Origin of the sequence: Novosphingobium oxfordense (genome assembly GCF_044029435.1) — a bacterium.
Taxonomy (GTDB): domain Bacteria; phylum Pseudomonadota; class Alphaproteobacteria; order Sphingomonadales; family Sphingomonadaceae; genus Novosphingobium.
Window position 1 is genome coordinate 3,003,573 of the sequence record NZ_CP147005.1, and the last position, 25,055, is coordinate 3,028,627.

Annotated in this window: 19 protein-coding genes; 14 read left to right on the top strand and 5 right to left on the bottom strand. The window is 64.3% G+C overall.

Features of this window, described 5'->3' with window-relative positions; all coding sequences use genetic code 11:
- Positions 1 to 32 precede the first annotated feature (32 nt).
- From rpoC to WBP07_RS14260, 3 genes are all read right to left on the bottom strand, one after another.
- Positions 33 to 4,337, bottom strand: coding sequence for a DNA-directed RNA polymerase subunit beta' (rpoC, locus tag WBP07_RS14250; protein WP_395392010.1), 4,305 nt, complete (start codon positions 4,335 to 4,337; stop codon positions 33 to 35).
- 76 nt (positions 4,338 to 4,413) lie between these two features.
- Positions 4,414 to 8,565, bottom strand: coding sequence for a DNA-directed RNA polymerase subunit beta (rpoB, locus tag WBP07_RS14255; protein WP_395392012.1), 4,152 nt, complete (start codon positions 8,563 to 8,565; stop codon positions 4,414 to 4,416).
- Positions 8,566 to 8,861: 296 nt separating this feature from the next.
- The gene (locus WBP07_RS14260) at positions 8,862 to 9,071 is read right to left on the bottom strand and encodes a hypothetical protein (protein WP_395392014.1); all 210 of its coding nucleotides are present in this window, start codon (positions 9,069 to 9,071) and stop codon (positions 8,862 to 8,864) included.
- Between the two features lie 18 nt (positions 9,072 to 9,089).
- Here WBP07_RS14260 and WBP07_RS14265 point away from each other — a divergent pair, with 18 nt between their 5' ends.
- From WBP07_RS14265 to WBP07_RS14300, 8 genes are all read left to right on the top strand, one after another.
- Positions 9,090 to 10,133 carry a hypothetical protein gene (locus tag WBP07_RS14265; protein WP_395392016.1) on the top strand — a complete coding sequence of 348 codons (1,044 nt, stop codon included), beginning with the start codon at positions 9,090 to 9,092 and terminating at the stop codon, positions 10,131 to 10,133.
- A 226-nt stretch (positions 10,134 to 10,359) separates the two neighbouring features.
- A complete protein-coding gene (locus WBP07_RS14270) occupies positions 10,360 to 10,551 on the top strand; it encodes a hypothetical protein (protein ID WP_395392018.1) in 192 nt (63 codons plus the stop codon).
- A 25-nt stretch (positions 10,552 to 10,576) separates the two neighbouring features.
- A complete protein-coding gene (locus WBP07_RS14275) occupies positions 10,577 to 11,125 on the top strand; it encodes a DUF2975 domain-containing protein (protein ID WP_395392020.1) in 549 nt (182 codons plus the stop codon).
- A complete protein-coding gene (locus tag WBP07_RS14280; protein ID WP_395392022.1) occupies positions 11,125 to 11,385 on the top strand; it encodes a helix-turn-helix domain-containing protein in 261 nt (86 codons plus the stop codon). The genes WBP07_RS14275 and WBP07_RS14280 overlap by 1 nt, the downstream gene beginning before the upstream one ends.
- Positions 11,386 to 11,706: 321 nt before the next feature.
- Positions 11,707 to 12,219 (top strand): 50S ribosomal protein L10, encoded by a 513-nt coding sequence (gene rplJ, locus WBP07_RS14285; protein WP_395392024.1) that lies wholly within the window; start codon positions 11,707 to 11,709, stop codon positions 12,217 to 12,219.
- Positions 12,220 to 12,306: 87 nt separating this feature from the next.
- Complete coding sequence (gene rplL, locus WBP07_RS14290; RefSeq protein ID WP_395392026.1) at positions 12,307 to 12,678, top strand: 50S ribosomal protein L7/L12; 372 nt, start codon at positions 12,307 to 12,309, stop codon at positions 12,676 to 12,678.
- Between the two features lie 177 nt (positions 12,679 to 12,855).
- A complete protein-coding gene (locus tag WBP07_RS14295) occupies positions 12,856 to 13,803 on the top strand; it encodes a GNAT family N-acetyltransferase (RefSeq protein ID WP_395392028.1) in 948 nt (315 codons plus the stop codon).
- Positions 13,804 to 13,889: 86 nt separating this feature from the next.
- Complete coding sequence (locus WBP07_RS14300; RefSeq protein ID WP_395392030.1) at positions 13,890 to 14,510, top strand: hypothetical protein; 621 nt, start codon at positions 13,890 to 13,892, stop codon at positions 14,508 to 14,510.
- A 100-nt stretch (positions 14,511 to 14,610) separates the two neighbouring features.
- Here the strand turns inward: WBP07_RS14300 and WBP07_RS14305 are convergent, their stop codons facing one another.
- A complete protein-coding gene (locus WBP07_RS14305) occupies positions 14,611 to 15,042 on the bottom strand; it encodes a c-type cytochrome (protein WP_395392032.1) in 432 nt (143 codons plus the stop codon).
- A gap of 165 nt (positions 15,043 to 15,207) precedes the next feature.
- On the opposite strand from WBP07_RS14305, the gene WBP07_RS14310 reads away from it, so the two are divergent.
- The 4 genes from WBP07_RS14310 to bla all read left to right on the top strand — a co-directional run bounded on the left by WBP07_RS14310 (position 15,208) and on the right by bla (position 20,131).
- Positions 15,208 to 16,587, top strand: a complete 1,380-nt coding sequence (locus tag WBP07_RS14310) for an MATE family efflux transporter (RefSeq protein ID WP_395392034.1) — start codon at positions 15,208 to 15,210, stop codon at positions 16,585 to 16,587.
- 186 nt (positions 16,588 to 16,773) lie between these two features.
- Positions 16,774 to 17,061 carry a co-chaperone GroES gene (gene groES / locus WBP07_RS14315; protein WP_086492655.1) on the top strand — a complete coding sequence of 96 codons (288 nt, stop codon included), beginning with the start codon at positions 16,774 to 16,776 and terminating at the stop codon, positions 17,059 to 17,061.
- A 46-nt stretch (positions 17,062 to 17,107) separates the two neighbouring features.
- The gene (gene groL, locus WBP07_RS14320) at positions 17,108 to 18,751 is read left to right on the top strand and encodes a chaperonin GroEL (protein WP_395392036.1); all 1,644 of its coding nucleotides are present in this window, start codon (positions 17,108 to 17,110) and stop codon (positions 18,749 to 18,751) included.
- Positions 18,752 to 19,093: 342 nt separating this feature from the next.
- Positions 19,094 to 20,131 (top strand): class A beta-lactamase, encoded by a 1,038-nt coding sequence (bla, locus tag WBP07_RS14325; protein ID WP_395392037.1) that lies wholly within the window; start codon positions 19,094 to 19,096, stop codon positions 20,129 to 20,131.
- A 106-nt stretch (positions 20,132 to 20,237) separates the two neighbouring features.
- Here bla and WBP07_RS14330 read toward each other — a convergent pair whose 3' ends face one another.
- Positions 20,238 to 20,561 carry a hypothetical protein gene (locus WBP07_RS14330; protein WP_395392039.1) on the bottom strand — a complete coding sequence of 108 codons (324 nt, stop codon included), beginning with the start codon at positions 20,559 to 20,561 and terminating at the stop codon, positions 20,238 to 20,240.
- Positions 20,562 to 20,820: 259 nt separating this feature from the next.
- Between WBP07_RS14330 and polA the strand changes: the two genes are divergently transcribed.
- Positions 20,821 to 23,676 carry a DNA polymerase I gene (gene polA / locus WBP07_RS14335; protein ID WP_395392041.1) on the top strand — a complete coding sequence of 952 codons (2,856 nt, stop codon included), beginning with the start codon at positions 20,821 to 20,823 and terminating at the stop codon, positions 23,674 to 23,676.
- A gap of 238 nt (positions 23,677 to 23,914) precedes the next feature.
- On the top strand, positions 23,915 to 25,051 hold the full coding sequence (locus WBP07_RS14340) for a mechanosensitive ion channel family protein (protein WP_395392043.1): 1,137 nt from the start codon (positions 23,915 to 23,917) through the stop codon (positions 25,049 to 25,051).
- The last annotated feature ends 4 nt before the right edge of the window (positions 25,052 to 25,055 follow it).

Genomic DNA, 25,055 nt, shown 5'->3' on the forward strand with positions numbered 1-25,055 from the left:
TTTCATGTGCCTGTCAGGCAGCGGCGGGAAGCTTACGCTTCGTCGCCGCCTTCGGCCTGGTCGTCACCGTTGATCAGGTAATCGCCGGCATCGGCGTCCAGACCATGGGTTTCACCTTCGACCGCGGCCAGCGGATCGTTGCCGATCGCCGCTTCGGGGCCCTGGGCCAGTTCGGCTGCATGCTCTTCTTCCGCCGAGTTGGCGGCGATGAGCGCTTCCTGCATGCGACGGTAGGACGCACGCAGGGCGGCATCGCGGCTGGAGGCCGCCACGCGCATGCGGTTCATGCCGGCACCGGTACCCGCCGGGATCAGGCGGCCGACGATGACGTTTTCCTTCAGGCCGATCAGGGTGTCCTTCTTGCCTTCAACCGCCGCCTGCGTGAGCACGCGGGTGGTTTCCTGGAACGACGCGGCCGAGATGAACGAACGGGTCTGCAGCGAAGCCTTGGTGATGCCGAGCAGCACCGGCTTGCCTTCCGCGGGCTGCTTGCCCTCGGGAAGCTTGCTGTTGATCTCGAACATCTCTTCGTAATCGACCTGTTCGCCCGGCAGCAGGGTGGTGTCGCCACCGGCCGTGATCTCAACCTTCTGCAGCATCTGACGGACGATCGTCTCGATGTGCTTGTCGTTGATCTTCACGCCCTGCAAGCGGTAGACTTCCTGGATTTCCGCCACGAGATATTCCGCCAGAGCCTCGACGCCGAGGACTTCCAGAATGTCGTGCGGATCGGGCGAGCCCGAGATCAGGTTGTCGCCCTTCTTAACGAAGTCGCCTTCCTGCACGTCGATCACGCGGCTCTTCGGGATCAGGTACTCGATCGGCTCACCCTCTTCCGGGATGATCGCGATCTTGCGCTTGGCCTTGTAGTCACGCACGAACTCGATGCGGCCGGAAACCTTGGCGATGATCGAATTGTCCTTCGGCTTGCGAGCCTCGAACAGTTCGGCAACGCGCGGCAGACCGCCGGTGATGTCGCGGGTCTTGGCGGCTTCGCGCGAGGCACGGGCGATGATGTCGCCGGCCTCGACGGTCTGGCCGTCTTCCACCGAGAGCGTCGTACCCGGCGCCATCATGTAGCGCGCGGCTTCGCCCGAGCTGTCGTCGAGAAGGGTGATGCGCGGACGCAGATCTTCCTTCTTCTTCGCCGTGCGCGAGGAACGGTCCTCGGTGACGACGCGGCTGGTCATGCCGGTGGCATCGTCGACATGCTCGGTCAGCGTGCGGGTATCCAGAAGGTCCTGATACTTCACCGTACCCGAGGTTTCGGTGATGATCGGCAGCGAGAACGGATCCCACTCTGCCAGGCGTTCACCTTCCTTCACCGTTGCGCCGTCCGTGTGGAGCAGCACCGTACCGTAAGGCACGCGGTTGATTGCGCGCTCGCGACCTTCGCTGTCGAACAGCACGATCTCGCCGTTGCGGGCCAGCGACAGGCGACGACCGCGCTTGTCGACGATCGTCGGGATGTCGCGATACTCGACCTTACCGTCGCACAGCGATTCCAGGTGGCTGGTTTCGTTGAGCTGGGCGGCGCCGCCGATGTGGAAGGTACGCATGGTGAGCTGCGTGCCCGGTTCACCGATCGACTGTGCGGCGATGACGCCGACAGCTTCACCGATGTTGACCGGAGTACCGCGGGCAAGGTCACGACCGTAGCACTTGCCGCAGACGCCCTGCTGGGCTTCGCAGACCAGCGGCGAACGGATGCGGGCAGCCTGCAGACCGGTCGCCTCGATCGCGGCAACCGCCGCTTCGTCAAGGAGCTGGCCCTTGGCGGCAATCACGGTGCCTTCCTTGTTGACGATGTCCTCGGCCAGGGTGCGGCCCAGAATACGTTCGGCAAGCGAGGCGATGGTGGAACCGCCCTGAATGATCGAACGCATTTCCAGCGCACGCTCGGTACCGCAATCCTCGATCACGACGACGCAGTCCTGCGACACGTCGACCAGACGGCGGGTCAGGTAACCCGAGTTTGCCGTCTTGAGCGCGGTGTCGGCCAGACCCTTACGGGCGCCGTGGGTCGAGTTGAAGTATTCAAGAACGGTCAGGCCTTCCTTGAAGTTCGAGATGATCGGCGTTTCGATGATCTCGCCCGACGGCTTGGCCATAAGGCCGCGCATACCGCCAAGCTGCTTCATCTGCGCCGGGCTACCACGCGCACCGGAGTGGCTCATCATGTAGATCGAGTTGATCTGGGCCATGCGGCCCGTCTCGGGATCGATCGGCTGAGCCTTCAGCTCTTCCATCATGGCGTTCGCCACCTGGTCGCCGCAACGGCTCCAGGCGTCGATCACCTTGTTGTACTTTTCCTGCTGGGTGATGAGGCCGTCCTGGTACTGCTGCTCGTAGTCGGCAACCAGTTCCTTGGTCTCGTTCACCAGGGCTTCCTTCGAATCCGGGATGATCATGTCATCCTTGCCGAAGGAGATGCCCGCCTTGAACGCGTTGCGGAAGCCGAGCGACATGATCGCGTCGGCGAACAGCACCGTGTCCTTCTGGCCGGTGTGACGGTACACCTGGTCGATGACGTCACCGATTTCCTTCTTGGTCAGAAGGCGGTTGACGACGTCGAAGGGCACCGTGTGCGACTTCGGCAGGCATTCGCCCAGCAGCATGCGGCCCGGAGTGGTCTCGAAGCGCTTCATGTACTGCTCGCCGTTCTCGTCGGTCTGCGGCACGCGGGCCTCGATCTTCGAGTGCAGCGTCACGGCACCGACGTGAAGCGCCTGGTGCACTTCCGCCATGTCCGCGAACTTCATGCCTTCGCCCGGCTCGCCGGTGCGGTCCATCGACAGGTAGTACAGGCCGAGAACCATGTCCTGCGAAGGAACGATGATCGGCTTGCCGTTCGCCGGCGAGAGGATGTTGTTGGTCGACATCATCAGCACGCGCGCTTCCAGCTGGGCTTCCAGCGAGAGCGGCACGTGGACCGCCATCTGGTCACCGTCGAAGTCGGCGTTGAACGCCGAGCAGACGAGCGGGTGCAGCTGGATCGCCTTACCTTCGATGAGGACGGGCTCGAACGCCTGGATGCCCAGACGGTGAAGCGTCGGCGCGCGGTTCAGCATGACCGGGTGCTCGCGAATGACTTCGTCGAGGATGTCCCAGACTTCCTTGCGCTCCTTCTCGACCCACTTCTTGGCCTGCTTCAGGGTCATCGAGAGACCCTTGGCGTCCAGACGGGCGTAGATGAACGGCTTGAACAGCTCGAGCGCCATCTTCTTCGGCAGGCCGCACTGGTGCAGCTTCAGTTCCGGACCGGTCACGATGACCGAACGGCCCGAATAGTCGACGCGCTTACCGAGAAGGTTCTGACGGAAGCGGCCCTGCTTGCCCTTCAGCATGTCGGACAGCGACTTCAGCGGACGCTTGTTGGCACCGGTGATGACGCGGCCGCGGCGGCCGTTGTCGAACAGGGCGTCGACGGCTTCCTGCAGCATGCGCTTTTCGTTGCGGACGATGATGTCCGGCGCGCGCAGCTCGATCAGGCGCTTCAGGCGGTTGTTGCGGTTGATGACGCGGCGATAGAGGTCGTTGAGGTCCGACGTCGCGAAGCGGCCGCCGTCCAGCGGCACCAGCGGACGCAGTTCCGGCGGAATGACCGGCACGACTTCAAGGATCATCCACTCGGGACGGTTGCCCGAATCGATGAACGATTCCACGACCTTCAGGCGCTTGATGATCTTCTTGGGCTTGAGTTCCGACTTGGTCGTCTCAAGTTCCTGGAGAAGGTCCGCACGCTCCTGCTCAAGGTCGAGGTTGATGAGCATGTGCTTCACCGCCTCGGCGCCGATGCCGGCCGAGAAGGCGTCTTCGCCATACTCGTCCTGCGCGTCGAGCATCTCGTCTTCGGTGAGGAGCTGGTACTTCTCAAGCGGGGTCAGGCCCGGCTCGATAACGATGTAGCTCTCGAAGTAGAGGACGCGCTCAAGCTGCTTGAGCTGCATGTCAAGCAGCAGGCCGATGCGCGAAGGCAGCGACTTCAGGAACCAGATGTGCGCGACCGGAGCGGCCAGCTCGATGTGGCCCATGCGCTCGCGACGCACCTTGGTGACGGTGACTTCGACGCCGCACTTTTCGCAGACGACGCCCTTGTACTTCATGCGCTTGTACTTGCCGCAAAGGCATTCGTAGTCCTTCACGGGACCGAAGATGCGGGCGCAGAAGAGGCCGTCACGCTCAGGCTTGAACGTACGGTAGTTGATGGTTTCCGGCTTCTTGATCTCGCCGAAGGACCAGGAGCGAATACGCTCGGGGCTCGCGAGACCGATCTGAATCTGATCGAAGGTCTCGGGCTTCGCCATCTGGTTGGTGAACTTGGTCAGGTCGTTCATGGTTCAATCCCTCTGGGGGTGAATTCTTCGTGCGGTCGGAAGGAAGGGCGGAGCGCTGGGGCTCCGCCCGATCCCGTTATTCCGCCGCCAGCGCCGTGCCGTCGTCTTCGTTGTCGTCGTGGCTGGTCAGCTCGACGTTGAGGCCCAGCGAACGCATTTCCTTGACGAGAACGTTGAAGCTCTCCGGAATGCCGGCTTCGAACGTGTCGTCGCCCTTGACGATCGCTTCGTAGACCTTGGTACGGCCGACCACGTCGTCCGACTTCACCGTCAGCATTTCCTGCAGGGTGTAGGCGGCGCCGTAGGCCTGGAGGGCCCAGACCTCCATTTCACCGAAGCGCTGGCCACCGAACTGCGCCTTACCGCCCAGCGGCTGCTGGGTGACGAGCGAGTAGGGGCCGATCGAACGGGCGTGGATCTTGTCGTCGACAAGGTGGTGCAGCTTGAGCACGTACTTGCAGCCGACGGTCACCTTGCGATCGAAGCAGTCGCCGGTGCGACCGTCGTACAGGTTGACCTGACCCGATTCGTCGAGACCGGCGAGCTTGAGCATGTCGGTGACATCCTTCTCGACCGCGCCGTCGAACACCGGCGAGCCCATCGGCACGCCCTTGCGGACGGACTGGGCGAACTCGACGATCTGATCGTCGGTGCGCGAGTCGATATCGGCGGTGTAGTTCGCGCCGTAGATCTCCTTGAGCAGCTCGCGAACGGCTTCCGGCGGCTGGCCGGCAACCGGGTTCGGGTTGGCCACGCGCCATGCGTCCAGAGCTTCACCGATACGCGCGCCCAGGCCGCGAGCGGCCCAGCCGAGGTGCGTTTCGAAGATCTGGCCGACGTTCATGCGCGAAGGCACGCCGAGCGGGTTCATCACGAAGTCGACCGGGGTGCCGTCTTCGAGGAAGGGCATGTCTTCCAGCGGCAGGATGCGGCTGATGATACCCTTGTTACCGTGACGGCCGGCCATCTTGTCACCCGGCTGAAGCTTGCGCTTCACGGCAACGAAGACCTTGACCATCTTGAGCACGCCGGGCGCGAGTTCGTCACCGCGTTCCAGCTTCTCCTTGCGGTCCTCGAACTTCTCCTGGATCGCCTTGACGGTGAGGTCGTACTGGGTCTTCACCGCTTCGAGCTGCGACTGCATGTGGTCGTCCGCAACCGCGAACTTCCACCACTCGTGACGCTCAACCTCGTCCAGCACCTCGTCGGTGATGTCCACGCCCTTCTTGATGCCCTTGGGCGCCGAAGTGGCGACCTGGCCGAGAAGCATGTCCTTCAGACGGTTGTAGGTGGCGCGGTTGAGGATGACGCGTTCGTCCTCACGGTCCTTGGCGAGGCGTTCGATTTCCTCGTTCTGGATCGCGCGGGTACGGTCGTCGACCTCGATACCGTGGCGGTTGAACACGCGCACGTCGACGATCGTTCCCGAAACGCCCGGCGGCAGACGCAGCGAGGTGTCGCGGACGTCCGAAGCCTTTTCACCGAAGATGGCGCGGAGGAGCTTTTCTTCCGGCGTCATCGGGCTTTCGCCCTTCGGGGTGATCTTGCCGACCAGGATGTCGCCCGGGTGCACTTCGGCGCCGATGTAGACGATGCCCGCTTCGTCGAGGTTGCGCAGGGCTTCCTCGCCGACGTTCGGGATGTCGCGGGTGATGTCTTCCGGCCCCAGCTTGGTGTCGCGGGCCATCACTTCGAACTCGTCGATGTGGATCGACGTGAACACGTCGTCCTTCACGATCCGCTCGGAGATCAGGATGGAGTCTTCGTAGTTGTAGCCGTTCCAGGGCATGAACGCGACGAGCACGTTGCGGCCCAGCGCCAGTTCGCCGAACTCGGTCGACGGACCGTCGGCGATGGTGTCGCCGGCCTGAACCATTTCGCCCACCTTCACCAGCGGACGCTGGTTGATGCAGGTCGACTGGTTCGAACGCTCGAACTTCTGCAGGCGGTAGATGTCGACGCCCGACTTGCCGGGTTCGATATCGCCCGAGGCGCGGATGACGATACGCGTCGCGTCGACCTGGTCGACGATGCCGGCGCGCAGCGCCGAGATCGCGGCGCCCGAGTCACGTGCGACGGTCTCTTCCATGCCGGTGCCGACGAACGGAGCGTCCGCCTTCACGAGCGGCACGGCCTGACGCTGCATGTTCGAGCCCATGAGCGCGCGGTTTGCGTCGTCGTTTTCCAGGAACGGAATGAGCGAGGCGGCCACCGAAACGAGCTGCTTGGGCGAAACGTCCATCAGCGTGATCTGGTCGCGCGGGCTCATCACGAATTCGCCGTTCTGGCGAGCCGAGACGAGTTCCTCGACGAACGAACCGTCGGTGTTCAGCTCAGCCGACGCCTGCGCGACGGTGTGCTTCTGCTCTTCCATCGCCGACAGGTAGACCACGTCCTTGGTCACCTTGCCTTCGAGCACGCGGCGGTACGGGGTTTCGATGAAGCCGTACTTGTTGACGCGGGCGAAGGTCGACAGCGAGTTGATCAGACCGATGTTCGGGCCTTCCGGCGTTTCAATCGGGCAGATGCGGCCATAGTGCGTCGGGTGAACGTCGCGGACTTCGAAGCCGGCGCGCTCACGGGTGAGACCACCCGGCCCGAGCGCCGAAACGCGGCGCTTGTGGGTGACTTCCGACAGCGGGTTGGTCTGGTCCATGAACTGCGAGAGCTGCGAGGAACCGAAGAACTCGCGAACGGCAGCCACGGCGGGCTTGGCGTTGATGAGGTCGTTCGGCATCACGGTCGACACGTCGACCGAGCTCATGCGCTCCTTCACGGCGCGCTCCATGCGGAGCAGGCCGACGCGGTACTGGTTCTCGAGCAGCTCGCCCACCGAACGCACGCGGCGGTTGCCGAGGTTGTCGATGTCGTCGATTTCGCCCTTGCCGTCCTTCAGGTTCACCAGTTCCTTCACCACGGCGAGGATGTCCTCGACGCGCAGCGTGGTCACGGTGTCCTCGGCATCGAGGCCCAGACGCATGTTCATCTTCACGCGGCCCACGGCCGACAGGTCGTAGCGGTCGGCGTCGAAGAACAGGCCGTCGAACAGCGCTTCGGCGGTTTCCTTCGTCGGCGGTTCGCCCGGACGCATGACCTTGTAGATCGCTTCCAGACCCATGTCGCGGTTCTCGGCCTTGTCGGCCTTGAGCGTGTTGCGGATCCAGGGACCGGTGTTGATGTCGTCGACGTCGAGCAGTTCGATCTGGTCGATGCCCGCGCGGTCGAGCGCTTCGAGGTTCTCCGGCGAAACTTCGTCGCCAGCCTCGATGTAAATGCGGCCGGTCGACTCGTCGATCAGGTCCTTCGCCGAATAGCGGCCGAAGATTTCCTCGGTCGGGATCAGCAGCTCTTCAAGACCGTCCTTCTGGGCCTTGTTGGCCGCACGCGGGCTGATCTTGGTGCCGGCCGGGAACACGACTTCGCCCGACTTGGCGTCGACGATGTCGAACGCCGGCTTGGCGCCGCGCCATGCTTCGGCCTGGTAGGGCAGCTGCCAGCCGCCCGAACCGCGCTTCCAGGTCACCACTTCGTAGAAGTAGTCCAGGATCGCTTCGCTATCGAGGCCAAGGCCGAACAGCAGCGAGGTGACCGGCAGCTTGCGCTTGCGGTCGATACGGACGTTGACGATGTCCTTGGCGTCGAACTCGAAGTCCAGCCACGAACCGCGGTACGGGATCACGCGGGCCGCGAAGAGGTACTTGCCCGAGGAGTGCGTCTTGCCACGGTCATGGTCGAACAGCACGCCCGGCGAACGGTGCATCTGCGAGACGATCACGCGCTCGGTGCCGTTGATGAAGAAGGTGCCGTTCTCGGTCATGAGCGGCATGTCGCCCATGTAGACGTCCTGCTCCTTGATATCGAGGACCGAGCGGGTCTCGGTCTCGGCATCGACTTCGAACACGATCAGGCGCAGCGTGACCTTCATCGGGGCTGCATAAGTGATGCCGCGCTGGCGGCACTCGGTCACGTCGTACTTCGGCTCTTCCAGCTCGTAGTGGACGAAGTCGAGTTCGCTGGTGCCGGCGAAGTCGCGGATCGGGAAGACCGAACGCAGGGTCTTTTCCAGGCCCGAAACGTAGCCGGTCTCGGGGTTCGAGCGCAGGAACTGCTCGTAGCTCTCGCGCTGGACCTCGATGAGGTTGGGCATCTGGACGACTTCGTGGATGTCGCCGAAGATCTTGCGGATGCGCTTCTTTGCAGAGCGTACGCTTGCGGGCTTGGTGGCCATGAGCTGGTCTTTTTGCCTCTTCGCTTCGGGACCGATTCGCGATGAACGGCCCCTTGAAAATCTCGTCTGCGAGGACGTATTCCCTGCCGTAAAACAGGGCATCCGAAACGCGAAAAGGCCGCCCGGCACGCGCGGAATTCCTTGCGGAATGCCTGTTGCGGCCAGCAGCCTGATGCATCGGATGAAATCCCGAAAGCCTCCTTCCCGGGCATGCCCCCGCGCATGGGCAGCCTTGCTCGAGGCTATCGAGCGAGGGCCCGATATAGGAGCCGGGGTGCCCAGTGTCAATTTGCGCGTCATTTACGCGTCGACTTCGCAGTACCAGCCCCGCCGCGACCGCCATCGCCGAAACCGCCTTCCAGCGGTGAACCGCAAATGAACAAATCGTCGTAAAATCGACAGATTTCCGCCGTTTTTTGGGCGCGAATTGCACCGAAAGGCAGTTCGTCCGCAAAATTGGCTCGCCTGACCGCGCTTTCGGGGATGAAACGGTAACCGGGTCGCATTCCGCGCTTTGGTTGGGCATGGAAAAGATAATCGCCCCCCGTTCGCCCCGTGCCATTACGGCGATTGCCGCCGTCCTCGCACTTGCCGCAACTCCGGCGCTGGCTCAGGAAGCTGGAACGCAGCCCGCCATCCCGGAAGCTGCCACGCCGGCACCTCCTGTAGCGACGCCGCCCGCCGCGCCGTCTACCCCGCCCTCCGCCGCGCCCGCCACGCCGTCCATCGTTCTGCCGACGACGGATGCCGCACCCCAGGCTCCCGCACCGGTGCAGACCCCCACCGTGCAGCAGCCGGCCGCCACGCTTCCGGCGACACCGGATACCGAGGCCGCAGCCCCAGCCACTCCGACCGCCGTCACTGCGACTGCCAAGCCGGTCACGCCGCGCACCGAACGCGTGACCCGCGCGACGGCCGCTCATGCCGGACCTGCCCGCGTTCCCACCGCCACCGATGTCGGCACGGCGGGAGACGGCGCGCTGGCCCGTGGCGACGCACCGCCCCCGGTTGCCGCAGCGCCGCGCACAACCGGTCCGGCCGCGCCGGTCGCCACTGCTCCTACTCCGGCTCCGACCCCGGTTTCCACCCCGGCGAAGGATAACACCTTGCCCGTGGAAGGCGTGATCGGTCTGCTTGCCGCACTGGGCGTGGCGGGCGCCGGCGTTGCCGTGATGCTCCGCCGCCGCCGCAAGGAACCGGAAGAGGAATATGTCGAAGGCTATGTCGACGACTTCGCCGAGCCGGAGCCGAGCCCAATTGCCATGGCCGATCCGATGGCTCTGCCGACCAATCCGCCCGCGCGCCTTGGCCCTTCGAGCGAAGCCCTTGCCGCCGGCCCGGTGCCACTGGGCGACGACCGCCGAGAACTGCTTGAGGCCATGGTTGCCGCTGAGCCGGACGAGGCCAACCCCTTCACCTCACGCAAGGCCCGCATGCGCCGCGCGCGACTGATCCTTCAACACCGCGAGCACCTGCAAACGCAGGGCAAGCCCTTCGACTGGCGCACCTACAGGCCTACGACCAGGCCCTCCAATCCCACCCCCACAGAAACACTGGTCGAGGCCTAAACCCGGAGAGGCCGTAACCCCTGCACGGCCGACCCGGTCTTCAATGCGGGGCGACTCCCAGCGGAGTCGCCCCGCTTTTCTGTGTGTGCGGTTGACCAGATCGCCGGCTGACACGCCCATTTTCCGCAAAACGATCAGCGTCATATTGTTTTTCGATATTATTGATTGACGATAAGTCCGAATCAACTTATTGAATATCGATATCAGGCATATCGGAGAACGAACAATGACCCAGTCCCAGATGCAAAAGGCCTATCGCCCGCTCGCCGTGGCGCTGGCCGTTGTCTTCACCACCGCCTTCTGGCTGCCGACGGTATCCACGCCGGCGCAGGCGGCCGACCGCTCGCCGGTGAAAGTCGAAGCCGGCACGCACATGACCATCATCCTCGCCGCGCCCGTCGCGCCGGCCATGATGTGATTTCAGGACAGAGGGGCACCGAACAATGACTTCCACCATGCGCTCGATCACCCGCGACCCGCTGCTCGCGATTTCCAAGGGATTGCTGTGGTTCCTGATGGCCAGCATGGCCATCGCCATCGCCGCCTGCCTTGTGGCGATCCCGGTGATGCTGATCTTCCAGAATCAGATTTCAGCCGAAATGGCCAAGGACATGCCGCTGCTGCTGCCGCAGTTCTATTGGGTGATCAGCGGCATCCTGGTCTTCGCCGCCATCCTCTGCGGCGTGCTGTTCCGCATCTTCCAATTGCTGAAGCGCATCGTCGGCACCGTGGGCGACGGGGATCCGTTCGTACCCGAAAATGCCCGGCGCCTGACGCAGATGGCCTGGCTCAGCCTTGTCGTGCAGTTGCTCGGCCTGCCGCTTTCCGGGCTTGGCGCGGCAGTCAACAAGATCGGCGAAGGCCACACCCATCTCGATACCATGGGCGGCATCTCGGGCAACGGCCTGCTGCTGATGCTGATCCTGTTCATCCTGGCCCGCGTGTTCCGCAAGGGTGCCGAGATGCGCGCCGAGCTGGAAGGAACCGTGTGATGGGGGACGACAGCACCGAAGGAGGCAACATCGTGGTCAAGCTGGACGACCTGCTCTACGCTCGCCGCATGACGCTAACCGAACTGGCGGAACGCATCGGCATCACCCTGGCCAACCTTTCGATCCTGAAGACCGGCAAGGCCAAGGCGATCCGCTTCTCCACGCTGGAAGCGATCTGCCGGGAACTCGATTGCCAGCCGGGCGACTTGTTGGGCTACGACGCGGCCACCAGCGAAGAGGCCACCATGGGCGAGGCCTGACATTCCTTCTCTCAATTCTTGACTCCGGCCGCGCTTTCAGCCAAAGGCGCGGCCGAACCACATGGGTCTCGGCCCATGGTTCATCCGTCCGAGACAGTTGGTGCCCTCGATTTGCGGGGGCTTAATTTCCAGCCTAGACGGGGAACAGGAAATTTTCCGGCCCGGCATTCCTTCGGAATGTGGTGCCAGGTTCGTGTTTCGGCACGAAAAACTCCTTCCCCATCGCCAACGGACTCGCCCGAAGTGCATCAGCGCTTCGGACAAACGTAGCCGGCCGTGCGGGATGCAAATCCCAAGCGGTCACATGTGAAGGAGTAAGGCATGGATCGTTCGCAGAAAGCCGAATCGGTCGCCCAGCTCAACGCGGTCTTCAACGAGGTCGGCGTGGTGGTGATCACCCGCAACCTCGGCATGTCGGTGGCTCAGTCCACCGCCCTGCGCGGCAAGATCCGTGATGCGGGCGCGACCTACAAGGTTGCGAAGAACAGTCTTGCCAAGCTTGCCATCGCGGACACCGACTATGTCGGTATCGGCGACTTCCTGAACGGCCCGACGGCCATCGCCACTTCGGTGGACCCCGTCGCAGCTGCCAAGGCCGTCGTCGATTTCGCCAAGACGACCGATAAGATCGAGATCGTCGGCGGCGCGATGGGTTCGCAGGTTCTGGATGCTGCTGGTGTCAAGGCTCTCGCCTCGATGCCCTCGCTCGACGAACTGCGCGCCAAGCTCATCGGCCTCGTTCAGGCTCCCGCGACGAAGATCGCCCAGCTGCAGACCGCTCCGGCGGCCAAGCTGGCGCGCGTTTTCGCTGCCTACGCCGACAAGGCTGCTTGAGTTCAAGCTTAAGCAATTCATTTCGTAACGATTTATCCCGGCGGATCGCATCCAGCACCCCGGGACCACAGATCAGGAGTTATTATCATGGCCGATATCGCCAAGCTTGTTGAAGAACTGTCGCAGCTGACCGTCCTCGAGGCCGCTGACCTCGCCAAGGCTCTCGAAGAAGCATGGGGCGTGAGCGCCGCTGCTGCTGTTGCCGTGGCTGCTGCCCCGGCCGGCGAAGCCGCTGCTGTTGAAGAAAAGACCGAATTCGACGTGATCCTCACCGGCGACGGTGGCAAGAAGATCAACGTCATCAAGGAAGTCCGCGCCATCACCGGTCTGGGTCTCGCCGAAGCTAAGGCTCTCGTCGAAGGCGCCCCGAAGGCCGTCAAGGAAGGCGTCAACAAGGCTGAAGCCGAAGACATCAAGAAGAAGATCGAAGAAGCCGGCGGCACCGTCGAGCTCAAGTAATCTTCTTCTCGGAGTTCTTCCGAGCAGAAAAAGGAAAGGGCGGCCCCGAGAGGCCGCCCTTTTCGTTTGTGCGCTTTCGACGCGACCCTCCACGGTTTTTCATACCCGTCATGCGCGCCGCTTGACGGGCACCGGCAAACTCCATAACGCGATATATAACGTGATATGGAGATTCGAATGAGCGACGTCATCGCCGACTTGGGCGGCATCCTGCTGGGCAGCCGCATGAAGCGTCTGGCCGAACGGCTTCAGGGTGACGCGGCGCGGATCATCGAAGATGCGGGCCTGCCCATGCAGCCCAGCCAGATCCCCCTGCTCACCGCGCTTGATCGCGCCGACCTGACCGTGGGTCAGCTTGCCGAAGCGGTGGGCTCCAGCCAGCCGGGCGTCACCCGCGCGATCGGGCAACTGACCGAACTCGGCCTGGTGGAAGCCAAGCCCGGCGCCGACTTGCGCCAGCGCCTGCTCTCGATGACTCCGCAGGGCAAGGTGGCGATGGCGCGGGTGAAGATGCACGTCTGGCCCGGTGTCGGCCGCGCGGTGGACGAGATGTGCGATGGCGGCACCGCCGACCTGCTCGCCCACATCACCCGGATAGAGGGCGCGCTGTCCGAATCCTCGATGGTGGAACGTCATGCCCGGCTCGGCCAGCCCAGGTTGACGATCCGCGAATTCTCGGACGATCTGGCGCGTGAATTCCACGACATCAATGCCGAATGGATCGAGGCCATGTTCCGCCTGGAACCCACCGACCGCGAGGTGCTGGAAAACCCACGCGCGCGGATCGTCGATCCCGGCGGCACGATCCTCTTCGTCGAGGCGGAAGGGCTGGGCGTGGTCGGCACTTGTGCGCTGCAGAAGACCGGCGAAACCTCGTTCGAACTCACCAAGATGGGCGTGCGCAGCGCCGCGCGCGGGCTGAAGGCGGGCGAATTCCTGCTCGACGCGATGATCGCGCGTGCCCGCGAGATGGGCGCCGATCCGCTCTATCTGCTGACCAACAAGAAGTGCGAGGCGGCGATCCACCTCTATGAAAAGCTGGGCTTCCGCCACGATGCCGGGATCATGGAGCGCTACGGCGCCCGATACGAGCGGTGCGATGTGGCGATGATCCATCCGCTCTGAAGCGTGTGAAGCGATACGGGTAATCTGGCGTTCAGCTTCGTCGGAGCAGCTTGCCGCCAACGAGTCACGAAGGAGGTTGCCCTCTCATGCGAATGCCTTCGAAAAAGTACCTTCTCGGCGCAGCCGCGCTGGCCGTGCTGGGCGCGGGCGTGGCCGAGGCGGCCACGGCAAAGCTGCACACGATGAACGTCAACGCCCCCGACGGTTCCGTGGTGCAGGTGCAGTATTCCGGCGATGTCGCGCCCAGGATTGAGGTCGTTCCGGCCGATCAGGCGCAAGCCGCTCGCCCGGTGATGGCCGATCCCTTTGCCGAAATGGACCGTATCTCCGCAATCATGGACGCGCGCATGAACGCCATGATGCAGCAGGCCGCGATGATGCAGGCCCATGCCGCGCAGATGCAGCAACAGGCGGTTGCGCAGGGCGATGGGCAACAGGGCGATGGGCAGCAGGGCATGCCCGGCATGGTCATGGTCGGCGACATGCCCAAGGGCGCGCATGTGACCTACTATTCGTCGAGCACGGATGCCAACGGCTGCACCCGCTCGGTCTCCTACAGTTCGGACGGTTCCGGCACGGCGCCGAAGATGACGCAGGCCGCTTCGGATTCGTGCGAAGCGGTTGCCCCCTCGACCAAGGCGATCCCGGCCAAGGTTGAAAAGCCTGTCGAACAGCCGAAGCAGGCCGCGCCCGCGAATACGATCTGATCCTCTTTCCCGGCCTTCCACACCCCCATCCCCTCGGAAGGCCGGATGAAAGGGCGGCGCCGCTCCCATGTCGCGGCGCCGCCCTTTTTCATTGCAGATCCTATTTCTGCTTTTCGAGATAATCGATGATCGCCTTGCGCTTCTCCGCATCGGGAACCGCGATCACCATGCGCGTGCCCGGCACCATCTTCATCGGCCCCTGCAACCACGTATCCAGCGACTGACGATCCCAGGTGATGCCGGACTGCTTGAGCGCCGGGCTGAACGGGAATCCGGCCACATCGCCCGCCTTGCTGCCGACGATGCCGTGGAGCGTGGGGCCGACGCCATTGCGCCCCGCTTCCACCGAATGGCACGAACGGCAGATGGCGAAGGCCGGCGGGGCCGTATCGGCCGCCGCGACCGCCGGACTGGCCACCGGCTCGGGCGAAGTAGCCGACGCGGGCGAAGCCGATTGCTTCTCTTCACCCGAACCGCCGCAGGCCGCGAGCAACGCCAGCGGTATCACGGCAATCATCGATTTCACATGCATCAGGGAACTCCGTCTGGCCCAGGCCCGTCCTGTCTTCTTGTTGCGGCACTTCGTATTATGCCGTGCCGCCGAAGGGAAGTTACTGATCCAGCGCAACTCCCCGTCTTTCACGCCGTGACAAATGCGCTTTCGTTCGTACGCTCGAAAGCCTATCGCCCACCGACCATGGCGACACGCGACCTGCCCTCCACCTTCCGTGCCGAACTGGCGGCTACCTTGCGCCTTGCAGGCCCGCTGGCGCTTGCCAACCTGCTGCAGATGGCGGTCTTCGCCACCGACGTGATGTTCGTCGCCCGCCTGGGCCAGCAGGCACTGGCGGCGGCGAGCCTGGCGGTCGCCATCGTCGCGCTGCTGGCGATGGGGCTGAACGGCGTGACCGGCGCGGTCGCCCCGCTAATCGCCGCCGAAATCGGCCGCCGCCGTCACTCGGTGCGCGAAGTGCGCCGGTCCACCCGCATGGCGCTGTGGATCGCAATTCTGGTCGGCATTGCCTGCATCGCGCTCTGCCTGTTCGGCGGGGCGTTCATGCGACTGACCGGGCAGGACCCGGACGTGATCGAAATGTCGGGCCACTTCATCCGCGTGTTGGCCATCGCGATCGTGCCGATGGCCGTGGCCAACGTGCTGCGCACGTTCGTCTCCGCGCTGGGGCGCCCGGTCTTCGCCACCCTGATCACGGCGCTGTCGATCCTGGTCAACGTGGTGGGCAACTACACGCTGGTTTTCGGCCATTTCGGCTTTCCGGCGCTGGGCCTCACCGGTTCCGCCGTGTCCAGCATCACTACCGCCTGCGTCAGCGTGCTGGCCTATGCCCTTGCCATCTCGCGCGACCGCAAGCTGCGGCGCTTCCATCTGTTCGGCCGGTTCTGGAAGCCCGAGGCTGAGCGGATGCGCCAGATCCTGGCGCTCGGCCTGCCGATCGCCGCCACTCTGATTGCCGAGGGCGGCCTGTTCAGCGGCGCCGCCTTCCTGATGGGCCGCATCGGCGAGGCGCAGCTTGCCGCGCATACGGTGGCGCTCCAGATCGCCGCATTCGCGTTCCAGGTGCCCTTCGGCGTCGGGCAAGCGGCAACGATCCGCGTCGGCTATCACTACGGCGCCGGCAACAAGGACGGCGTGGGCCATGCGGGCAATGCGGCGGTCGCCATCGCCATGGCCTTCATGATCGTCTCCGCCTCCACCATGCTGATCTTCCCGCGCTTTATCCTCTCGGCCTATGTCGACGTGCGCGCGCCGGAGAACGCGGTGCTGGTCGCCTTCGCGCTGCAATTCCTGTTCGTGGCCGCGATATTCCAGTTGACCGACGGCCTGCAGGCGGTCGTCGCCGGGGCCCTGCGCGGCATCCAGGATACGCGGGTGCCGATGATGATCGCGCTGTTCGGCTACTGGGCCGCCGGTTTCGCCACTTCGGCAGCGCTGGGGCTGTTCACGCCGCTGGCGGGTGTGGGTGTGTGGATCGGACTGGCCGTGGGCCTGACCGCCGCCGCCATCCTGCTGCTGCTTCGCTGGCACTGGCGCGAGCGGTTCCACCTCGCCCCGATGTGAGGTTGGATACGAGACCGTCACGCACTCGTCTCATCCCGCTCCTACACCGGCTTGAAAATTTTTTGGCGGGTCATCGCTTGACGAGCCCCCCGGGCCGAACCATATCCCCGGCCGTTGGCACTCTAACCATTCGAGTGCCAATTCCAGTTTCTTGCCCTTTTAGTTCGTAGGATAAGGGAGAATCCCATGACTTTCCGCCCGCTGCACGACCGTGTTCTCGTGCGCCGCGTCGAGGCCGAAGAAAAGACGGCCGGTGGCATCATCATCCCCGACAGCGCCAAGGAAAAGCCGGCTGAAGGCGAAATCGTCGCCGTCGGCACCGGCGCCCGCGCTGAAAACGGCACCATCACCCCCCTCGACGTCAAGGTCGGCGACCGCGTGCTGTTCGGCAAGTGGTCCGGCACCGAAGTCAAGGTCGGCGGTGAAGACCTGCTGATCATGAAGGAATCGGACATTCTCGGCGTTATCGGCTGAGCATTCTGATTTCTGCATTTTCCAGATTTTCTAGAAGGAATTCAAAATGGCAGCCAAGGACGTAAAGTTCGGCCGCGACGCGCGCGAACGCATTCTGTCGGGCGTCGACACCCTCGCCAACGCCGTCAAGGTGACCCTGGGCCCCAAGGGCCGCAACGTCGTGATCGAGAAGAGCTTCGGCGCTCCCCGCATCACCAAGGACGGTGTCTCGGTCGCCAAGGAAATCGAACTCAAGGACAAGTTCGAGAACATGGGCGCCCAGATGCTGCGCGAAGTGGCTTCGAAGGCCAACGACGCAGCCGGTGACGGCACCACCACCGCGACCGTTCTCGCCCAGGCGATCGTGCGCGAAGGCATGAAGTCGGTTGCCGCCGGCATGAACCCGATGGACCTGAAGCGCGGTATCGACCTCGCCGTCGGCAAGGTTGTCGAGAACATCAAGGGCCGTTCGAAGGCCGTTGCCGGTTCGTCGGAAATCGCCCAGGTCGGCATCATCTCGGCCAACGGTGACACCGAAGTCGGCGAGAAGATCGCCGAAGCCATGGAAAAGGTCGGCAAGGAAGGCGTCATCACCGTCGAAGAGGCCAAGGGTCTCGAATTCGAACTCGACGTCGTCGAAGGCATGCAGTTCGACCGCGGCTACCTGTCGCCCTACTTCGTCACCAACCCCGAGAAGATGACGGTCGAACTCGAAAACCCGTACATCCTCATCCACGAAAAGAAGCTCTCGTCGCTCCAGGCGCTGCTTCCGATCCTGGAAGCCGTGGTGCAGTCGGGCCGTCCGCTCCTGATCATCGCCGAAGACATCGAGGGTGAGGCTCTGGCCACGCTCGTCGTCAACAAGCTGCGTGGCGGCCTGAAGATCGCTGCCGTCAAGGCTCCGGGCTTCGGCGACCGTCGCAAGGCCATGCTGGGCGACATCGCCACGCTGACCGCTGGCGAGATGATCTCGGAAGACCTCGGCATCAAGCTTGAGAGCGTCACGCTCGGCATGCTTGGCCAGGCCAAGAAGGTCACCATCGACAAGGACAACACTGTCATCGTCGACGGCGCCGGTGCGGCGGACGACATCAAGGGCCGCGTCGAGCAGATCCGTGCCCAGATCGAAGTCACCACCAGCGACTACGACCGCGAGAAGCTCCAGGAGCGTCTGGCCAAGCTTGCTGGCGGCGTGGCCGTCATCAAGGTCGGCGGTGCGACCGAAGTCGAAGTGAAGGAGCGCAAGGACCGCGTCGACGACGCTCTCCACGCGACCCGCGCTGCCGTTGAAGAAGGCATCGTCCCCGGTGGCGGTACCGCGCTGCTCTACGCAACGCGCGCCCTCGAAGGTCTGACCGGCATCAACGACGACCAGACGCGCGGCGTCGACATCGTCCGCAAGGCGATCACCGCCCCGCTGAAGCAGATCGCCGAGAACGCGGGCCACGACGGCGCCGTCGTCGCCGGCAAGCTGCTTGACGGTTCGGACGAATCGCTGGGCTTCAACGCCGCGACCGACGTCTATGAAAACCTCGTCGCCGCCGGCGTTATCGACCCGACCAAGGTCGTGCGCACCGCGCTGCAGGATGCGGCTTCGGTCGCCGGTCTCCTGATCACCACCGAAGCGGCGATCAGCGAAAAGGCCGACGACAAGCCCGCCATGCCGGCAATGCCCGACATGGGCGGCATGGGCGGCATGGGCGGCTTCTAAAAAGCCACCCGCGTCACCAACGCGAATTGGGGCCGGAAGGAGCGATCCTTCCGGCCCTTTTCGTTATTGCGGCAGCGCCCCCTGCCCCTCCCCCGTTTCCGGCAAGAACAGGCCCGCGCAATCTTGGAATGGCGCGGTGACGAAATCGTCGAATGTGCATTTTTAAACTGATTCAAACGAATCTGAATCGGTCCTTGCGACGATAGGATTGAACGAGTTCCCGCAATTGCCCGCATGGGCCATGCAATTCGTCGCGCAACGCTGGCGCTTTATCGAATTCGGATTATTCTCACCGGTGGGTTAACCCTGCGGGAAAATCAGAAAGGTAAGGACGGGTTCTGCATGATCGGGGCAGACACACTCCTGACGCGGTGCCTTGTGGGCACGCAGCGCTTCATCAAGGTCGCAAGCATTGTCGCCGCTGGCGCGGTGTCCTTCGCGCCTGCTCACGCAGGCAATATCAACGACGTGCAGGATTCGTTCGATTCGGTGTTCGGCACCGAGTTGCGCGCACCGCGTGGTCCGGCCGATGATTTCGAACGGCGCCTTTCCAGCGTCGCCGAAGGATCGCAGGGCCGCATCGGCGTCGCCGCCGTCGACCTCTCCACCGGACGTACGGTGGATGTGATGGGTAGCCAGCGCTTCCCGATGGCCAGCACCAGCAAGGTCGCCATTGCCGCGACCTTCCTGGAAGGCGTGGACAAGGGCAAGTGGAGCCTCTCCAGCGAATATCCGCTGATGATCCCGGTCGCCTCCGCACCGTTTTCCAGCGCGGTAGCCCCGGTTCGCCCCGGCGCCTACATGCCGGCGCGCCAGCTGCTTGAGCTGATGATCACCCGGTCGAACAACTATGCCACCGACGCGCTGCTCAAGGTCGTCGGCGGCCCCGCCGCAGTCAACGCCTGGGTGCGCCGTGCCGGGATCGACGACTGGCACATCGACCATGACATCGCCACGCTGGTCCGCGACGATGGCGCGATCAACCCCGCCAAGGTGGCCGACAAGCGCGACAGCGCCACGCCGCTCGCCATGGTGGAGCTGCTGACCGGGATCTATCAGGGCAAGTGGCTGACCCCGGAAAGCCGCAGCGTGCTGATGGGCGCCATGAGCCGCTGCGTCACCGGCCGCAACCGCATCCGCGCCGGCCTGCCCAGCGGCGTCAGCGTCTCCCACAAGACGGGTTCGCTGAACAATACGTCTAGCGACATCGGCTTTATCGAAACCCCCGACGGCCGCGCCTATGCGGTTGCGATCTACGTCACCGGACAGGGCAGCCGCCCGGCCCGCGAAGCCCGCATCGCCAGCATCGCGCGCACCGTTTACGAAGGCTATCTGGCCGATGCCGGCAGCTATCGCCGCACTGCCTCCGCCTCTCGCTGAGACACGCGCGGAACCAAACGAAAAGGCCCGCCGGAGCGATCCGGCGGGCCTTTTCGTTTAGGGAGAAGCCCGGCCCCGACCGAAGCCGAAGCCCGGGCCTTCATCCTCAGTGCTGGGCCGACGAATCGTGCGGCTCACCCTCGGCATTGGTGACGTCGGCGGCAGCGGCAGCGGCATCGGCGGCCGTGTCGTCAAGGGTCTTCTCGGCGCTCTTCGCGGCCTCGCTGGCGGCACCCTTGGTGTCGTCGGCAGCCTGCGCCGCCTTGTCGCCGGCGTTATCGACCGCGGCGCCCATGTCGTCGGCAGCCTGCGACACGTCTTCGGCGGCGGAAGTCGCGGTATCGCTGGCAGCGTCCTGCGTCTTCTGCGAGCAGGCGGCCAGCGAAAGGGCCGCGGCAGCGGCAGTCACGGCGATCAGGGTCTTGCGCATGTTTTCAGTCTTCCCTCGTTGCTGAAGTCGTCGATTCCGGATGCCGCCCGCATATACGGCACGGCGTGGGGGGCCGATCTCGCTCCCGTTCAGGACGCGCAGGATTAAGCCGCGATACGCCGCGTTTCAAGCATTCGCAGCGAAACGGCGAAATCGACGCGCGGTTCCCCGCCCCTGCGAACATTCCCCCTGAAGATTGCAGTGGGTGCCGGCACAGTGCGATGCTGACGCGCCGCGCAGGCGCTGCTACGGGTTGTCCATGGATTCCAAGCAGCATCTCTATCTCGTCGACGGCTCGGCCTACATCTTCCGCGCCTATCACCGCCTGCCGCCGCTGACCAACCCGGAAGGGACGCCGGTGGGCGCGGTCTACGGCTATACGACGATGCTGTGGAAACTGGCCGAAGATCTGAACAAGGCAGACGGGCCGACGCACCTTGCAGTGATCCTGGACGCGGGCAGCCACTCGTTCCGCAACGACATCTACGAGGATTACAAGGCCAACCGCCCGCCACCGCCCGAGGACCTTGTCCCGCAGTTCCCCCTGATCCGCGACGCCACCCGCGCTTTCTCGCTGCCCTGTATCGAGGAAGCGGGTTTCGAGGCGGACGACCTGATCGCCTCCTACGCCCGCGCCGCCACCGCGCAGGGCTGGGACGTGACGATCGTCTCGTCGGACAAGGACCTGATGCAGCTGGTCGGCAAATGCGCGCAGCCGAATGACGGTGTCGAGGGCGGCTGCATCGACATGCTGGACACGATGAAGAACCAGCGGATCGACATTCCCGAGGTGGTCGAAAAGTTCGGCGTACCGCCGGAAAAGGTGGGCGACGTGCTGGCCCTGATGGGCGACTCGGTCGATAACGTGCCGGGCGTCTTCGGCGTCGGCCCCAAGACGGCGTCGAAGCTGATCCAGGACTACGGCGACCTCGAATCCGCGCTTGCCGCCGCACCTTCGATGAAGAAGTCGAAGCTGCAGGAACGCCTGATCGAACAGGCCGAGCAGGCACGGCTATCCAAGGTGCTGGTCACGCTGAAGGAAGACTGCGTGCTGCCGATGGCGCTGGACCAGTTCAAGCTGGACGCCATTCCGCCCGCGCCGCTGGCAGAGTTCCTGGGCCGCCATGGCTTCACCAGCCTGCTGAAGCGTCTGGACGGCGGCCACGGCAGCCCCGAACGCAACACGCAGCTCAACCCATCCAAGCCGGTCACCGCCGCCAGCGGCCCTGCCGAAGGCGCCGCGCGCCAGCCGATGCCGGAATGGCCGGCGGTGGACCGCAGCGCCTATGCCTGCGTCACCACCCTGGCCGCGCTGGAGGAATGGATTTCCCGCGCCGCCGCCGCGCATGTCGTCGCCATCGATACCGAAACCTCGGCGCTCGATTCGATGCAGGCGGATCTTGCCGGCATCAGCATGGCGCTTGGCCCCAATGACGCCTGCTACATCCCGCTGGGCCATGGCGGCACCGACATGTTCGCCGAAAAGCCGGAGCAGGTGCCGCTCCAAGAGGCGCTCGCCCTGCTGAAGCCGCTGCTGGAAAGCGACGCGGTGTTGAAGGTCGGCCAGAACATCAAGTACGACCTCAATGTCTTCGCCCGCCACGGCATCCATGTGACGCCGATCGACGACACCATGATCGTCTCGTTCTGCCTCGACGCCGGGCGCTCGCTAGACGGGATCGGCGGCGGCCATGGCATGGACGAACTGTCCGAACGCCACCTCAGCCACACCACGCTGACGTTCAAGGAAATCTGCGGCACCGGCAAGAAGGCGATCCCCTTCGGCGAAGTGCCGCTGGCCCGCGCCACCGAATATGCGGCCGAGGATGCCGACGTCACCTGGCGCCTGCACGCCCTGCTGAAACCGCGCCTTTCGGACGAGAGCGGCACGCGCATCTACGAGCGGGTCGATCGCCCGCTGATCCCCGTGGTCGCCCAGATGGAGCGCCACGGCGTGAAGGTGGACCGCGAGAAACTGGCCGGCCTTTCCAGCCAGTTCGCCGAAGCCATTGGCGCGCTGGAGGCGGAGATCTTCGCCAAGGTGGGCCAGGAATTCACCATCGGCAGCCCCAAGCAGCTGGGTGACATCCTGTTCGACAAGCTGGGCTACAAGGGCGGCAAGAAGGGCAAGAGCGGCCAGTATTCCACCGACCAGTCGGTGCTGGAAAAGCTGGCTGGCGAGGGCGAGGAAGTCGCCACCAAGGTGCTGGAATGGCGCCAGCTTTCCAAGCTGCGCTCCACCTATACCGAGGCGCTTCAGGCCGCGATCAACCCGAAGACACAGCGCGTCCACACCAGCTACAGCCTTGTCGGCGCGCAGACCGGGCGGCTTTCGTCGACAGATCCGAATCTGCAGAACATTCCGATCCGCACCGAACTCGGCCGCCAGATCCGCCACTGCTTCGTGGCCGAGCCGGGCAACGTGCTGATGTCGGCGGACTATTCGCAGATCGAACTGCGACTGGCCGCGCACATGGCCGACGTGCCGAGCCTGAAGGAAGCCTTCGCCAATGGCGAAGACATTCACGCCCGCACGGCGATGGAAATGTTCGGCACCGTGGACCGCGATACCCGCGGGCGCGCCAAGACGATCAACTTCGCGATCCTCTACGGCATTTCGCGCTGGGGCCTCGCCGGCCGCCTGGGCACCCAGGCGGACGAGGCGCAGGCGATGATCGACCGCTATTTCGAACGCTTCCCGGGCATCCAGCGCTATATCCACGAAACGCTCGAATCCGTGCGGACCAAGGGCTATTCGGAAACGCTGTTCGGCCGCAAGACGTGGTTCCCGCGCATCGGCTCCAAGCATCAGGCCGAGCGTCAGGGCAGTGAGCGTGCGGCGATCAACGCGCCGATCCAGGGCACCAGCGCCGATATCATCAAGCGGGCCATGGCCCGCATGACCCCGGCGCTGACCGACGCGGGCCTCGGCCATGTCCGCATGCTGCTTCAGGTGCACGACGAACTGGTGTTCGAACTGCCCGAGGGAGACGTGGCGGCCGCATCCGAAGTGATCCGCAACGTCATGGCCACCGCAGCCGAACCAGCGGTGAAGCTGGACGTGCCGCTGGGCGTGGAAATCGGCCACGGCGATAGCTGGGGCGCGGCCCATTAAAGACATCGGGTGAGGCAAGCCTGCCATTTGGCGAGCCCCTCACCCAAACAAAGCACTCCGTCGCCCCCGCGAAGGCGGGGGCCCCGCTTCCTTCTGACTCGCCGGAAGAACAAGCGGGATCCCCGCCTTCGCGGGGATGACGAGGCATTTAGGCGATGGCAGTCTGTAAATCGGGCCAAAACCCCGACGAAATGAGCGATCGAAGGAAACTGTTGCACTGCAACATAGTTCCTTCTCCATGATCGCGCTTCTCGAACGCTACGTCGGCGTGTTGCCCGACTGGGCCGCCCAGGTCCTGATCGCCCTGATCGCCGGAACCATCGGCGCCGCCATCGCCCTTGTCGCCCATGCCGTGCTGTTCCGCATATTGCGGCACATCGTGCAATCCAGCGCCAGCCAGTCCGACGACATTCTTGTCGCCCGCCTCGCCCGGCCGACGCGCTGGGCCTTTGTGGCCATGGGCATCGTCCTCGCCGCCCGCCAGACCCCCGCGCTCAGCGATTTCTGGGAGCGCGTGGCGGGCTTCGTCATGCCGCTGCTGGTGGGCTGGATCGCCATCGCCATCCTCCATTCGCTGGTGGACGCGATGACACTGCGGGCGGACATCTCGGTAGAGGACAATCGCCGCGCCCGCCGCCGTCGCACGCGGCTGGCCATCGTCAACCGCATCGCGACGTTCGTGATCGTGTTCCTGATGGTCTCGCTGATGCTGTTCTCGATCCCTGGGGTGATGAAGGTGGGCGCCACGCTGATGGCATCCGCCGGCCTTGCCGCCCTGGCCGTCGGCGCTGCCGCGCAGCCCGCGCTGAAGGCGCTGATCGGCGGCTTCCAGATGGCGCTGACCGAACCGATCACCATCGACGATGTCGTCATCATCGACGGCGAGTGGGGCCGGATCGAAGAAATCCGCACGACTTACGTGGTGGTGAACCTTTGGGATCAACGCCGGCTGGTGGTGCCCACGACGCGCTTTCTGGAGGATACCTTCCAGAACTGGACCAAGACCACCTCGCAATTGCTGGGCACGGTGATGATCTACCTCGACCCCGCCACCGATCTTGCCCCGATCCGAGAGGAATATACCCGTGCCGTTACCGGGCATCAGCTGTTCGACGGCCGCGCGCAGGTTCTTCAGGTGACCGACCACAATGCCGAAGCCATGGAAGTGCGCCTGTTGATGAGCGCACGCAACGGGCCGACGCTGTTCGACTTGCGCTGCGCCATGCGTGAACACATGCTCGACTGGATACGGCGCGAAATGCCCGAGGCGCTGGCGCGCCGCCGCACCTTGCAAGTGGCGCCGGTCGAGTTGGCAGCCGGCCCGTCGATTGCGGAGGCCGTTGCCGATCTGGGCGACCGCAGGGCTTCCCGCTAAAGCA

Coding starts and splice junctions, on each gene's coding strand:
- rpoC (WP_395392010.1), bottom strand. CDS start 4,337: ATGAACGACCTGACCAAGTTCACCAACCAGATGGCGAAGCCCGAGACC.
- rpoB (WP_395392012.1), bottom strand. CDS start 8,565: ATGGCCACCAAGCCCGCAAGCGTACGCTCTGCAAAGAAGCGCATCCGC.
- WBP07_RS14260 (WP_395392014.1), bottom strand. CDS start 9,071: ATGCGACCCGGTTACCGTTTCATCCCCGAAAGCGCGGTCAGGCGAGCC.
- WBP07_RS14265 (WP_395392016.1), top strand. CDS start 9,090: ATGGAAAAGATAATCGCCCCCCGTTCGCCCCGTGCCATTACGGCGATT.
- WBP07_RS14270 (WP_395392018.1), top strand. CDS start 10,360: ATGACCCAGTCCCAGATGCAAAAGGCCTATCGCCCGCTCGCCGTGGCG.
- WBP07_RS14275 (WP_395392020.1), top strand. CDS start 10,577: ATGACTTCCACCATGCGCTCGATCACCCGCGACCCGCTGCTCGCGATT.
- WBP07_RS14280 (WP_395392022.1), top strand. CDS start 11,125: ATGGGGGACGACAGCACCGAAGGAGGCAACATCGTGGTCAAGCTGGAC.
- rplJ (WP_395392024.1), top strand. CDS start 11,707: ATGGATCGTTCGCAGAAAGCCGAATCGGTCGCCCAGCTCAACGCGGTC.
- rplL (WP_395392026.1), top strand. CDS start 12,307: ATGGCCGATATCGCCAAGCTTGTTGAAGAACTGTCGCAGCTGACCGTC.
- WBP07_RS14295 (WP_395392028.1), top strand. CDS start 12,856: ATGAGCGACGTCATCGCCGACTTGGGCGGCATCCTGCTGGGCAGCCGC.
- WBP07_RS14300 (WP_395392030.1), top strand. CDS start 13,890: ATGCGAATGCCTTCGAAAAAGTACCTTCTCGGCGCAGCCGCGCTGGCC.
- WBP07_RS14305 (WP_395392032.1), bottom strand. CDS start 15,042: ATGCATGTGAAATCGATGATTGCCGTGATACCGCTGGCGTTGCTCGCG.
- WBP07_RS14310 (WP_395392034.1), top strand. CDS start 15,208: ATGGCGACACGCGACCTGCCCTCCACCTTCCGTGCCGAACTGGCGGCT.
- groES (WP_086492655.1), top strand. CDS start 16,774: ATGACTTTCCGCCCGCTGCACGACCGTGTTCTCGTGCGCCGCGTCGAG.
- groL (WP_395392036.1), top strand. CDS start 17,108: ATGGCAGCCAAGGACGTAAAGTTCGGCCGCGACGCGCGCGAACGCATT.
- bla (WP_395392037.1), top strand. CDS start 19,094: ATGATCGGGGCAGACACACTCCTGACGCGGTGCCTTGTGGGCACGCAG.
- WBP07_RS14330 (WP_395392039.1), bottom strand. CDS start 20,561: ATGCGCAAGACCCTGATCGCCGTGACTGCCGCTGCCGCGGCCCTTTCG.
- polA (WP_395392041.1), top strand. CDS start 20,821: ATGGATTCCAAGCAGCATCTCTATCTCGTCGACGGCTCGGCCTACATC.
- WBP07_RS14340 (WP_395392043.1), top strand. CDS start 23,915: ATGATCGCGCTTCTCGAACGCTACGTCGGCGTGTTGCCCGACTGGGCC.